We start from the raw sequence: 12,616 nt of genomic DNA on the forward strand, positions 1-12,616 counted from the left end.
GTGAAGTGCGGGTGAATTTCCCTATCTTTAATCGCGTTTCAAAAAATACTTTATTATGAGGCTGAAAACCCTCCTTTTCTTCCTGGCACTCGGGCCTTTGGCCTGGGCCCAACAAGTGGATTCCATTTACCTAAGGCAACATTACGACCTGCAGGAATACCACATCCCCATGCGGGACGGGGCCGAACTCTTTACTGTGGTTTACACCCCCAAAGACCAGAGCCGTACCTATCCGTTTTTGATGAACCGCACCTGTTACAATGCCTCCAATTACACGGATTACCACGCGCGCCGGTATCCGTCGGATTTTCTGATCCGTGACGGGTACATCCTGGTGTACCAGGACGTGCGCGGCCGCTATATGAGCGATGGGACCTTCGACAACATGCGGCCCAACATTCCGGGGAACGACCCATCGGACCCGGAGGCCATCGATGAGAGTTCCGATACCTATGACACCATTGAATGGCTGCTGGCCAACATCGAAAACAACAATGGCAAGGTAGGGATGTATGGGGTCTCCTACCCCGGGTTTTACACGGCGGCAGCCCTTCCGGATGCCCACCCGGCCCTGAAAGCTTCTTCCCCCCAGGCCCCCATCTCGGACTTCTTCTTTGACGACTTCCACCACCAGGGTGCCTATCTGCAGAGTTACACCGCTGCCTTTGCGGTTTTCGGCTACCAGAAGACGGAGCGTACCCGCCAGCCCTGGTATCGGGATAAAATGATGCGCTTTTACGAAGAACCCGCGGCCGACGGCTATGACTTCCACCTGCGGCAAGGGCCCCTGAAAACCATCACCGAGAAATTCCACCACGACAATTTCTTCTGGAAGCAGATTGTGGAACACCCCAATTACGATGCCTTCTGGCAAAAGCGCAACATCCTGCCCCACCTGCGCAATATTGACCATGCGGTTATGACCGTAGGCGGCTGGTTTGACGCCGAGGACCTCTATGGCCCCTTAAACATCTACAAGACCATTGAAGCGAATAACCCCAAAGCGCATAACACCATTGTGATGGGGCCCTGGGACCATGGCGGATGGGCGCGCGAACGGGGGCAGACCACCCACAACCATATCTATTTCGGAGATAGCATCTCTACCTATTACCAACGGGAAGTGGAACGGCGGTTTTTTAATTTCCACCTGAAAGGGGAAGGAACCGATACGCTGCCCGAGGCTTTTATGTTCGATACGGGCCTGAAAAAATGGGAAAGTTTTGCGCAGTGGCCCCCGGAGGAGGTGCCGCCCCTGGCCCTGCGCTTTGAAGCCGGCGGGCGCCTGGTGATGGGGCAATCCGTGGATGCCCGGGCGGAATTTTCCTATGTCAGCGACCCCGACAAACCCGTGCCTTATACCTCCCAAACCGAAGGCCTCACCTTTACGCCCCGCAGGTTCATGAGCGACGACCAGCGGCATGCCTCCCGTCGCACGGACGTACTGACCTTTGAGACGGAACCCCTGGAAGACCCGCTTACGGTAGCCGGGGAAATCCTGGCCCAGCTGCAGGTTTCCATGACCGGCTCGGATGCGGACTTTGTCGTAAAGCTAATAGACGTATACCCCCAGGACCATCCCAAATACGAACACAACCCGGATAATATTGTAATGGGCGGCTACCAGCAACTGGTGCGTTCCGAAGTATTCCGAGGGCGGTTCCGCAATAGTTTCGAGCACCCGGAACCCTTTGAACCCGGATCGGTTTCCGATGTGAATTTCAGGCTGCAGGATGTACTGCATACCTTTAAGAAAGGGCATCGGGTCATGATCCAGATCCACAGCACCTGGTTCCCGTACATCGACCGGAATCCGCAACAATATGTGGAGAATATCTACGAGGCCAAAGAAGAAGATTTTGTCCGCTCTACCATTACCGTGCACGGCAGCTCCGCCATCTGGGTTGGCGGCAAGGTGGATCAGGGCAACCCCCTGTCCAACGCTTTTGAAGGGGCCGAAGTGATTCGGGATTAGAGGGACTTCAGGTCCTTGATCACGGAAAAGGCCGTATCTACCTGCTGCTCGTCTACCAGGATGGTAAATTCATTTGTAGTGGAAATGACCTCGTAAAGCACAATGCCCTCCCAGGCCAGGCGCTGGAAGATAAAGTAATAGATGCCGGGCACGGAAACGTTTTCTGCCGGGAGCTTTACCGTGATGGAAGAGAGGTTTTCGGCCTTCTGGGTAAGGCGTTCGCCCTGGAAGGTCCGCTCCACAACGGGATTCAGGCTGTTGCTCACCACGATATTCAATTCGTTTACCCCCCTGGATGAGGTGTAAAACACATCCTGGTTACGGTTTACTTCCTCCAGCAACTTGCCCTGGTGTTTCAGGATGGTATCTGAAATCAGGAAGGTGTAATCCGTCAGGGAGGAGCGCACGGTAATCTCACCTATATTCTTGAGCACCTTTACAATGCGGTGGGTGGCGCGGAATTCCAGGTCGTCGGAAAGCCGTTTCAGCGCCATTACGATAGCCCCATTACGCACTTCCTTTCCCAGTTGGGATTCAATCTCCGGTTTTACCTGGCGCGAAAGGGAGGTCAGGTTGATAATCCCCTGGGCCAGGGCCGTCTGTAAAAAGGGCTTTTTCTTGATGTATTGCTCAACAACAGAGGAGATTGTTTTCATGGTTCCGGCGGTTTGAAATTCAAAAATAACAATTTGTTATAAAACAAACAAATGTTTAAAAATGGTAGAAGGCATCCTCCAGGTGGATCAGGTTATACCCTGAGGCCGTACGCAGCACCTGTACCACATCAAAGCGGACCTCCCCTGCCCATCGCAACTCCTGGGCCAGGTGGTTGGCTGCGGCCACCAGGCGACGGATTTTACGGGGCGGGATGCTTTCGCTCAAGGCCTCGTAGAACGCCCCCGTGCGTGTTTTCACCTCAACGATCACCAGCACCTCACCTACCTGTGCCACCAGATCAATTTCTGCCTTGCCATGGCGGTAGTTCCGCTTCAGGATCCGGTATCCCTTCCTGACCAGGAAGGCCGCAGCCTGTTGCTCTCCCCTGGAGCCCAATTCTACTGTCGTTTCCATAGGAAATTGGCTTGAAATGTGAATTTTTGCGGTATTTCATCGAAAAAAAAGCGCATTTCACCGCAATTTCCATGCAAACCCTCTAAATTTCTCATCGCAATACATCGAAAACAGGTATCCAACCATACTAAGCCGATCGTACGCGCGTTAAGAATCTGCCCCCCAAACACATGAACGTTCTTAAAGCCTACAGCGACTATGGAGTATTTCATGAACTGTAATACGGCCCCTCTGGCGCCGTATACCCCTCCTCTGGACCGCAGCCGGGTGGAACATCTGTTTCGCAGGCTGGGCTTCAGTGCTTCTGTGGACCGGGTAAACCAGGCCATAGGCCAAACCGCCAACGCCCTGGTGGACAGCCTGATTGCAGAAGCCCAGGGCCTGCCGCCCCAACCCGCCCCGGCTTGGGCCACATGGACCCGCGCCAACTATCCGGCAGACGATGATGCTGCGGGAGCCGAGGTACGCAGCCAGATTGCCGCCTGGCGCCTGGAATACACCCAGGGCTTGCTTACCAACAACCTCCGGGACCGGTTGAGCTTTTTCTGGAGCAACCATTTTGTGACCGAGATCGACATTTACCAGGGGCCGGCCTTCCTCTATGAATACACCAACTGCCTGCAGCGCAATGCCCTGGGCAACTTCAAGACCTTTGTGAGCGAAATCGGGCTCACCAACGCCATGCTCTTTTATCTGGATGGCGCCTACAACAATGGGGAGAACCCCAATGAAAACTACGCCCGGGAATTGTATGAGCTCTTTACCCTGGGTGAAGGGAACGGATATACCGAAGAGGACATCATTGAGACGGCCCGTTCCCTGTCCGGCTATACCAACCGCGGAGACATCCGCTGGACCCCGGTCACCTTTGATGCTACCACCCACGATGCGGGCAGTAAGACCATCCTGGGGCAGACCGGCAACTTTGGGTACGCCGAAACTATCGACGTGCTTTTTGCCCAGCGTGCCAACCCCATTGCGGAATTTATCTGCCGCAAGCTTTACGAGTATTTTGTGCATCCGGATTCTACAGATGCCACCGGCAATGCGCAGGCCATCATCGACGGCATGGCTTCTACCTTTGTGGCTTCCAATTTTGAGATTGCCCCGGTGCTGGCCCAGCTTTTTAAAAGCCAGCATTTCTTTGATGACAATGCCATTGGGGTAATTATTAAAAGCCCCTTCGACCTCTACCTGCACTTTATCAACGAATCGAACTTTACCTACGATAATACCAACCTCTCCTTTGCTATGGACTCGGCTGCCCTGCTGGGGCAGGAGGTATTTGACCCCATTGACGTGGCCGGCTGGCAACGGGACCGGGCCTGGATCAATACCAACTTTATCATTGGCCGCTGGCTGACCTCGGAGGTATTGATCCAGGGCTTTTTCCAGAGCAACCCGGAACAGTTCCGGACCCTGGCCATGGATGCCGTGGGGCCCGCCAATGCGAACACGAGCAACCCGGAAATCGTGACCCGTGCCCTGGTGGACAAGTTCCTGCCCAAAGGCCTGCTTACCGAGCAGGATTTCCAGAATGCCCTCTCCGTTTTTATGATCGAAGACGTGCCGGAGAATTACTACGGTTCCGACTACACCCCCGGCGGCCTGGGGCTGTGGATGCTCTCCATCAGCATGGAAGTACCCCAGCAGGTATTCCTGTTGCTGATGTACCTCTCCCGACAGCCCGAATTTCAACTTAAATAACGCCTACCACCATGTGCAATAACCATATTCCCGTACCCGGAAATCACGATCATGCGCACGACCTGGAACACAAGGTCTGGAGCCGGCGCTCCTTCCTGCAGGCCCTGGGGATTGCAGGATCCGGGTCCATGATGCTGGGCAGCAACCTGCTTACCGCTTCGGCCCCCTCCCCGCTCACCGCGGCCATTGCCAATGCCCCTGGCGATGGCATCCTGATCCTGATCCGCCTTTCCGGCGGCAACGATGGCCTGAGTACGGTCATCCCCATCCAGCAATACGACACCTATGCCAATGCCCGGCCCAATATCTACATCCCGGAGAGCAAGGTGCTGAAGCTCACGGACGACTTTGGCATCCCCTCCTATATGCAGGCCCTGGAAACGATGTGGGGCGAAGGCGCCTTTAAGGCCGTTCACGGGGTGGGCTACCAGAACCAAAGCCTGTCCCACTTTACCGGCTCGGACATCTATGCCAACACGGACCTGACCACCACCGGAATATCCGGGGAACCCACCGGGTGGATGGGCCGTTATTTTGAAAACCTCTACCCGGACTATCTGATGAATCCCCCCGCCTCCCCGGCCGCCATCCAGATCGGGCAATACGGGAACCTGGTGTTCCAGGGGGAAGAAACAAACTACGCCTTTGTGACTTCCAACGTAGACCAACTGGAGGAAATCGCCCAAACCGGCACCCAGTACAACCTGGACCCGGCCTTGTTCGGGAGCTGTATGTACGGGGACCAGCTGCGCTTCCTCCGGGGCGTGGCCAATACCACCTACGAATACGCCGGCCTGATCCACGCCGCCTATGAGCGCGGGCAGAACCAGGTGGAATACCAGGACAACGGCTTTGCGCGGCAACTGGCCCTGCTGGCCCGCCTGATCAAAGGCAACCTGGGCACCCGGGTCTATATGATTTCTATGGGCGGTTTTGACACGCACGGGAACCAGCCCCTGGCCCATGAGCGCCTGATGTCTAACCTCTCCATTGCGGTAAAGGACTTTTACGACGACCTGGCCTTTACCGAACAGGACGACAAGGTGCTGAGCATGACCTTTTCGGAATTCGGGCGACGCATCTATGAAAATGGCTCCAACGGGACCGACCACGGCAAGGCTGCCCCTACCCTGTTCTTCGGGGCAGGGCTGAACGGCAGTGCCTTTGTGGGCGAACACCCCTCCCTGGACGACCCCAACAGCCGGGGCAACCTGGAGTACACCATGGACTTCCGGGACCTGTATGCCACCGTCCTGGCCGAATGGCTCTGCGTGGATATCCCCCTGGTGGAACAGCACCTGCTGGGCCATGCCTATAACCCGGTAAACCTGGGCTTTAACTGCTCCGGCACCACCTTCCCGGACATCGTATACAGCGATGACCCGCCCACCCCGCCAACGCCCCCGGGCCAGGGCGATGGGGAAGAGGCCTCGGACGAAATGATCGACGCCATAGTGCACCGCCCCTATTACCCTTCGGATTCCAGCCCCCACATCCATGTAGAGATGCCCTTCAGCGGGCATATCGATGTGACCCTGTACAACATCCTGGGGCAAAAGGTAGGGACCCTGTTCAATGCCATGGTCTTTGCCGGCAGCCTGGACATCAATGTGCGGGACAATGCCCCCAGGCACCTGGCAACCGGAAAATACATTTACCGCATCGGGGTACAGGATCGCTTCCTGGCCAAATCCATCATGGTGGCCTGACCCTGGATTACCACAGATAATGCCCTCGGACGCCGGATGCCCCTGATGCCATATCAGTCCGGTGTCTCGGGGGCTTTTTCTTTTGGGCGCCCCCTTGCCCCGGGGCTGGCAATTTTGGTTATTTTTGTGGCGCAACAAACCCAGCCTATGCCCCAGAAGAACCCCGCTTTTAAGCGCACCACCATAACGGCTGCCCTGCCGTATACCAATGGCCCCATACATATTGGACACCTGGCTGGCGTATATGTGCCCGCGGATATCTACAGCCGCTACCTCCGGCTTAAGGGTGAGGAGGTCCTCTTTGTCTGCGGCAGCGACGAGCACGGGGTGGCCATCCCCATGAAGGCCAAAAAGGAAGGGGTAAGCCCGCAGGAGCTGATCGACAAATACGACGGCATTATCCGTAAGTCCTTCGCGGATTTTGGCATTGCCTTCGACAATTATTCCCGGACCTCGGCCCCCATCCACCACGAAACCGCCTCGGATTTTTTCAAAACCCTGCACACCCAGGGCGATTTTATTGAGGAAGTTACCGAGCAACTCTACGACCCCGAAGCCGATCAATTCCTGGCCGACCGTTTTGTAACCGGCACCTGCCCCAAATGCGGGTATGAAGAAGCCTATGGCGACCAGTGCGAAAACTGCGGCTCCTCTCTGAACGCCACAGACCTGATTGGCGCGAAATCCGTGATCAGCGGGGCCATCCCGGTCCTGAAAAGCACCAAGCACTGGTTCCTCCCCCTGGACCGGTACGAAGGTTTCCTGAAATCCTGGATTCTGGAAGGGCACCGTGAAGACTGGAAGCCCAATGTTTACGGCCAGTGTAAATCCTGGATAGACGACGGGCTTAAACCCCGGGCCGTAACCCGAGACCTGGACTGGGGCATCCCGGTACCCGTAGAGGGCGCCGAGGGCAAGGTGCTGTACGTCTGGTTTGACGCCCCCATTGGCTACATCTCCTCCACCCGGGAATGGGCGGCCCGCGAAGGGGAGGACTGGGAGCGCTGGTGGAAGGACCCGCAAACGCGGTTGCTGCATTTTATAGGGAAGGACAACATCGTATTTCACTGCATTATCTTCCCGGCCATGCTCAAGGCTCATGGGGAATACATCCTGCCGGAAAATGTGCCGGCCAACGAATTCCTGAACCTGGAAGGGCAAAAGCTTTCCACCTCCCGCAACTGGGCGGTCTGGCTGCACGAATACCTGGAGGAATTCCCGGGCATGCAGGACGTGTTGCGCTATGCGCTTACGGCCAACGCGCCCGAAACCAAGGACAACGACTTTACCTGGAAGGACTTCCAGGCGCGCAACAACAACGAATTGGTGGCCATTTTCGGCAATTTTGTAAACCGGGTTACCGTGCTCACCCACAAATACCTGGACGGCCGCCTGGCCCAGCCCGGCCCCCTGACCGATACCGACCGGGAAACCCTGGAAGCCATCCGTACCTATCCGGGAAAAATAGGAAATAGCCTGGACCGCTTCCGCTTCAGGGAGGCCTCCCAGGACCTGATGAACCTGGCCCGCCTGGGCAACAAATACCTGGCAGACGAAGAGCCCTGGAAGGTGGTTAAAACCGACCCGGAACGAGCGGCTACCATCCTTTACGTGGGGATGCAGGTTGCGGCGGCCCTGGCCGTATTGAGCGAGCCCTTCCTTCCTTTTACCGCTGCCAAACTCAAATTTCTTCTGCAGATGGATAATACGGAAGCCGCTGCCAGCTGGACATCCCTTTCCACCCTTGAAACGCTTTTGCCCGCCGGGCACCAAATCGGGGAATCCCAATTGTTATTCCGCAAAATCGAAGACACGGAAATCCAGGCCCAGCTGGAGAAGCTGGAAGCCACCAAAAAATCCAACGCCATGAACGAAACCCAGGTTACGCCACAAAAAGAAACCATCACCTTCGACGACTTTTCCAAACTGGACCTCCGGGTGGGGACCATCCTGGAAGCCGAGAAAATGCCAAAGGCAGACAAGCTGATTGTAATGAAGGTAGACACGGGCATCGATACCCGCACCATCGTTTCCGGGATTGCCATGCATTTCAAACCCGAAGAACTGGTCGGGAAACAGGTAACCGTGCTGGTGAACCTGGCCCCCCGCCCCTTACGCGGGGTAGAGAGCCAGGGCATGATCCTGCTGGCCGAGGACCATGAGGGCAAGCTCGTTTTTGTGACCCCCGAAGCCGCGATCGCCAACGGGATGGTTATCCGATGATGGCTCAAAGCATCCGCCTGGCAGTCGTTTTCCTCCTGTTTTTTGTAAACCCCCGGGCCTGGGCGCAGGACAGCCTGGCCCACCATGCGGTGGAGGTTTCCCTTTATGGCACGCCATCTTCCAGCCTTGCCATTACGGACCATGCATCGCGCACCTTACTGGTTTACACCTATCCCAATGCTTTCAGCCTCCTGGAATACGACGGACAATTTAACCTGACCGGGCAACAAACCATTTATAAGGAGGTTTCGGGCTTTGACAAGAGCCAGGGGTATGCCCTGGAACCGGGAGGGACCCTGCACCTGTATTTCTCCAAAGCTTCCCAGGAGGAATTCCTGGTAGTGAGCCTGGCCCCGGACGGCAGCGTTACCCGCACTACCGTGGCCCTGCCCATGGAAAAGGAAAAACCCATCGATGCCATATCGCACAACGGGCGCTTCCACCTGCTTACCTATACCCAGAAGAGTTCCATCGTAAACCGGTATACGTTCTCCGGTACCGGGGTGGAAAAAGTAGTCTACGACCTGGGAGAAGCCGGCTATTGTGAAAAGTGGAACGGTGAGTGCGACCTGCGGGACGTTTTCAAGAAAGGGAATATCCTTTTTGTGGAACCAGACCTGCCTACCCCCTTAGGGGAAGCGGTAAAAACCCTTAAAATCTATCCCCAGGGAAACCGCCTGAAGATTACCACGGACCACCGCCTGGGGACCACGGTGCTCTTTGATCTGAGCCTGGACACTAATCAGTACGCCATCCGCTATTACGGCTTCGATTACCATGAATTCCCCCTAAACGGGAACAAAAAATCCAATTCCTTCCTCTACGGCAACCACCTTTACCAAATCCTGGTTTCCCGCAAACAGGCCAAAATCCTGGTTAAGGACCTGGCAGATAACCGGACCGTGAAGACCCTGACGTTTAACCAGAAGGACCCCATCGCCTTCCTGAATTCGGAAATCTATCAGGATAATGGCTCCTTTTCCTCCGCATCCGAACGGCTGTCCAGCGAAAAGCAATTCCTGGCCACCCTGATGGACGGCCGCGTGGGCATTACCGCAGAACCCTATTACGGCAAAACAAAAATGGTTTTTGGGGGGACGCGTACCCGCTCTACCCCAATGTATCCGGGAATCCCACTGGGTTCTTTTCAGTTTGGCAGTCTGAATATCGGGCTCAGCTTCTTTATCTCCGCGAGCAACTCTGAGGCCACCTATGCCCGGGCCCTGCTGAACCCGGAAAATCTGGAGCAGGCACAGGGCTTTGCCGGGATCAATATTTTCGAGACCCTGGCGGTCTATAAACAGGAAGAAGCCCAGCTTAAAGGCATCGACCACGAAAATGTTTTCCTTTTCGGGGACCGCATGATCTACGGGTATAATCGCACAAAAGAGAAAACCTTTACGCTTATGGGGTTTTCCATGCGATAGTTATCCTCAGGCACAAGGCGCTTAACAGGCATCCCCTGGTGTTATACGTTCCATAAGTAGGTTTAATCTTACGCTATGGCCATTTTTTAGTATCTTATGGATGTCATTAAACCCACTAACCCTTGCGTATTGTCTACATTTTCCTGCTCGCCACCCTGTATCCATTCCTTGCCTTGGGGCAACCTGCCGACGCGGTGAACCAAACCCTCCAGGCTTTTGAGAAATACAGTGAGCTCCCAAGGGAGGTGGCCTATGTGCACCTGAACAAATCCATTTACCTGAAAGGGGAAGACATTGGGTTTAAAGCTTACGTTTACGACAAGGATAACAAGCGCCCTTCCCAGGAAACACGGAACCTGTACTGCGTAATTGCGGACAGCAACCTGCGAATCGTCAAATCTCAGCTGGTGCAGATTAGCAATGGGGTGGGCCAGGGCCTGTTTGAACTGGACAGCCTTTTCCAAACAGGTACCTATACCTTCCGCGCCTATACCAATTGGATGCGCAATTTTTCTGAAACCAACTATTTCGAACAACGCCTCAATATTGTAGATCCCGAAACGGATTCCGCCCTGCCCGTACAGGAAATAACCCCCGGCCTGGACGCCCAATTCCTGCCTGAAGGCGGGCATGCCGTAACCGGGGTGGAGACTGTGTATGGCGTAATTATTAAAGATACCCGCAGTTTCGGGGCAGCAGGTCTGGAAGGCCGCATTGAAGACAACCGGGGGCAGGAGATTACCCGGTTCAAACTGAATCGCTTCGGGATCGGGCGGTTTGCCCTTACCCCAAGCGCAGGGGACTCCTATTGGGCCTTTTTTGAATACCAGGGAAAAACCTATCGCCTTCCCCTTCCACAGGCTGAATCCCAGGGTATAGGTATGAAACTGACCGAAATGAACACGCGAATTGGTTTGGAATTCAAGGCCAAAGGAAAGCGAGCGACCAGAAACCAGAACTACCTCCTGACCCTTCATAATGGGGATAGCATCAAAGCCCTCCCGATACAACTGGATGAAAAGGACTCCCAAATTCAGATTCTTAGAAAATCGGACCTGTACAAAGGGGTGAATGTCCTCACCCTTTTTGACGCGGATATGACCCCGTTACTGGAGCGCCTGTATTTCAATGCCCAGGGATTGGTCTTCCATCGGAGCGACGGGCCATACACGCGCCAGGTTGCCGACTCCCTCGAGGTTACCTTTCACCTCCCGGAGCTCGATCCTAACTACTTCAGCAGCCTCAGCATATCCGTCTTACCCGAATGCACCAAATCATATGGCAGTCACCACAACCTGCCATCCTATACCCTGTTACAGCCATATGTCAAAGGACCGATCCAACAGGCCTCATACTACTTCCAGGATTGGGATGCCAAAAAGCAATATGAACTGGATAACCTACTGCTTACCCAGGGGTGGAGCAGTTACGACTGGCATACCCTGGCCCAAAAACCACCGCCCCAACCCATTTTTGACTTTGAGAAAGGCATTTCCCTAACCGTACGATTAAACGCTGCGCGGGAAGGGAAGTATTTGATTTTACCCACCGCGAACAATATCTCTCAAATTGTAGAAACCCTCCCCGGGCAGGAGTCCTTCGGCCTGGATGGGTATTTCCCAAGGGAAGGTGAAAAAATTTCCCTGGCGGCCGTAAAGGAAAACGGGATGTCCCGGCCCATAGGGGCCTATATACAATTTAAACCCTCGGGGATTCCCGAATTCAAAACCGGCGGTGCGGTTGTATTGCCCAACCCGGTTGGGGCGCGACTGGCGGAAGTGGATATCCCCCCAATATCCTTCGAAAACCTGGAACGGCTTCAAATGCTGGAAGAGGTAGTGATTACCGAAAACCTTCAAAGAACCCGGATGGAAATGCTCCGGGACCGTTCAATTGGAAAACTCGATTATTTTGAAACGAACGACCCCAGGCGGAACCAGTTTCTGAGCAACTACCTAAGTGGCAGGGGATACATTGTAGACGAAGGCCTGGGCACCGTACAGATCCGGGCCCGTAACCCCAATTCCCCCAATAATTCACGACCCATCGTATACCTGGACGGGGTTTTACTTACGGATTTTGACATCCTTTGGCGATTCCGGCTTGATATTGTCGACTACATTGAAGTGAACCCGGCGGGCATTGGCTCCGGAATTATGGGTGGCGGGGGTGTGATCCGGATCGTGACCGACCCGAACTTGCGGATCGGGTCCGATCCTTCCCGCAATGCCTTCAATAGTTACGATGTTCCGCTGGCCTTTGGGATTCCCAAACGCTATTACACCCCGGTGTACGCCTCCCACAGCGGACCATTCTTTGAACATTACGGCACCCTGGACTGGATTCCGGATTTGAGGCCGGGCCCGGACGGACAATTCTCGCTTCGGCTGAAGGATTACGGCCTGGAAAGCTTTACCCTCTATGTAGAAGGCATTGTGAACGGAGATGATTATATTTCGCGGGTGATTCGCGCCAGCAAGGCCGATCCCTGAAGGAATCCCTAC

Annotated in this window: 8 protein-coding genes; 6 read left to right on the forward strand and 2 right to left on the reverse strand. The window is 54.9% G+C overall.

All coding sequences use genetic code 11. From position 1 onward, the window contains the following. Positions 1 to 55: 55 nt before the first annotated feature. Positions 56 to 1,975: a CocE/NonD family hydrolase gene (locus OZ410_RS02725; protein WP_277706372.1), complete on the forward strand. Its 1,920-nt coding sequence runs from the start codon at positions 56 to 58 to the stop codon at positions 1,973 to 1,975. On the opposite strand, the gene OZ410_RS02730 is transcribed toward OZ410_RS02725, so the two are convergent. Continuing rightward, a complete protein-coding gene (locus OZ410_RS02730; protein WP_277706373.1) occupies positions 1,972 to 2,631 on the reverse strand; it encodes an aspartate kinase in 660 nt (219 codons plus the stop codon). The genes OZ410_RS02725 and OZ410_RS02730 overlap by 4 nt on opposite strands. Positions 2,632 to 2,686: 55 nt before the next feature. Further along, positions 2,687 to 3,046, reverse strand: coding sequence for a YraN family protein (locus OZ410_RS02735; RefSeq protein WP_277706374.1), 360 nt, complete (start codon positions 3,044 to 3,046; stop codon positions 2,687 to 2,689). A gap of 198 nt (positions 3,047 to 3,244) precedes the next feature. Between OZ410_RS02735 and OZ410_RS02740 the strand changes: the two genes are divergently transcribed. The 5 genes from OZ410_RS02740 (at position 3,245) to OZ410_RS02760 (ending at position 12,604) form a co-directional block, all read left to right on the forward strand. Next, positions 3,245 to 4,753, forward strand: a complete 1,509-nt coding sequence (locus OZ410_RS02740; protein ID WP_277706375.1) for a DUF1800 domain-containing protein — start codon at positions 3,245 to 3,247, stop codon at positions 4,751 to 4,753. 11 nt (positions 4,754 to 4,764) lie between these two features. Then, the gene (locus OZ410_RS02745) at positions 4,765 to 6,462 is read left to right on the forward strand and encodes a DUF1501 domain-containing protein (protein WP_277706376.1); all 1,698 of its coding nucleotides are present in this window, start codon (positions 4,765 to 4,767) and stop codon (positions 6,460 to 6,462) included. 147 nt (positions 6,463 to 6,609) lie between these two features. Continuing rightward, positions 6,610 to 8,685: a methionine--tRNA ligase gene (gene metG, locus OZ410_RS02750; protein WP_277706377.1), complete on the forward strand. Its 2,076-nt coding sequence runs from the start codon at positions 6,610 to 6,612 to the stop codon at positions 8,683 to 8,685. Continuing rightward, positions 8,682 to 10,112 carry a hypothetical protein gene (locus OZ410_RS02755; RefSeq protein ID WP_277706378.1) on the forward strand — a complete coding sequence of 477 codons (1,431 nt, stop codon included), beginning with the start codon at positions 8,682 to 8,684 and terminating at the stop codon, positions 10,110 to 10,112. The genes metG and OZ410_RS02755 overlap by 4 nt, the downstream gene beginning before the upstream one ends. A 122-nt stretch (positions 10,113 to 10,234) precedes the next feature. Continuing rightward, entirely contained in the window at positions 10,235 to 12,604 is a 2,370-nt protein-coding gene (locus OZ410_RS02760) for a hypothetical protein (RefSeq protein WP_277706379.1), read from the forward strand. Positions 12,605 to 12,616 lie beyond the last annotated feature (12 nt).

Origin of the sequence: Robiginitalea aestuariiviva, assembly GCF_029537735.1 — a bacterium.
GTDB lineage: Bacteria > Bacteroidota > Bacteroidia > Flavobacteriales > Flavobacteriaceae > Robiginitalea > Robiginitalea aestuariiviva.

What these genes read in the sequence shown, in the direction of transcription:
- OZ410_RS02725 (WP_277706372.1), top strand. Translation starts at nt 56, where the DNA reads ATGAGGCTGAAAACCCTCCTTTTCTTCCTGGCACTCGGGCCTTTGGCC.
- OZ410_RS02730 (WP_277706373.1), bottom strand. Translation starts at nt 2,631, where the DNA reads ATGAAAACAATCTCCTCTGTTGTTGAGCAATACATCAAGAAAAAGCCC.
- OZ410_RS02735 (WP_277706374.1), bottom strand. Translation starts at nt 3,046, where the DNA reads ATGGAAACGACAGTAGAATTGGGCTCCAGGGGAGAGCAACAGGCTGCG.
- OZ410_RS02740 (WP_277706375.1), top strand. Translation starts at nt 3,245, where the DNA reads ATGGAGTATTTCATGAACTGTAATACGGCCCCTCTGGCGCCGTATACC.
- OZ410_RS02745 (WP_277706376.1), top strand. Translation starts at nt 4,765, where the DNA reads ATGTGCAATAACCATATTCCCGTACCCGGAAATCACGATCATGCGCAC.
- metG (WP_277706377.1), top strand. Translation starts at nt 6,610, where the DNA reads ATGCCCCAGAAGAACCCCGCTTTTAAGCGCACCACCATAACGGCTGCC.
- OZ410_RS02755 (WP_277706378.1), top strand. Translation starts at nt 8,682, where the DNA reads ATGATGGCTCAAAGCATCCGCCTGGCAGTCGTTTTCCTCCTGTTTTTT.